This is a genomic window from Undibacterium sp. SXout20W (assembly GCF_049340285.1).
Classification (GTDB): domain Bacteria; phylum Pseudomonadota; class Gammaproteobacteria; order Burkholderiales; family Burkholderiaceae_D; genus Undibacterium.
In genome coordinates, this window is the sequence record NZ_JBMPPH010000128.1 from 1 (window position 1) to 387 (window position 387).

Sequence of the window (387 nt, forward strand, 5' to 3'; positions counted from 1 at the left end):
ACCAGGCGACGATCAATGCGGTGACTACGGCAGTTAATATCGTCGGTAATAGCCAAAGCGGTACCTACAACGCGACACAACAAAGCGTGAGCGGATTCACAGCCATTGGCTTGGTAGGTACTGATACTGCCAGCAATATCACCGGATTCACCGCCAGCGGTGTAATAGGCGCAAATGCTGGCAGCTATGCCAATACGGTCGGCGGCACAAACAGTAACTACAGCAACATCGTCTACACGAATGGTAGTTTGAATATCGGTCAAGCCACAGCAACGATCAACGCAACGAAGACTTACGATAGCAACACCAGCCTGACACCAGGCCAGGTCAGTATCACGGGCGTCAATGGACAAACGCTGAACTACACCGGTACGGCTGTGGCAAATA

1 protein-coding gene is annotated in these 387 nt (G+C 51.7%); it reads left to right on the forward strand.

Annotation, left to right across the window (positions count from 1 at the left end):
- On the forward strand, nucleotides 1–387 hold a 387-nt coding region (locus tag ACO0K1_RS20315; protein WP_423029030.1), incomplete at both ends, for a hypothetical protein.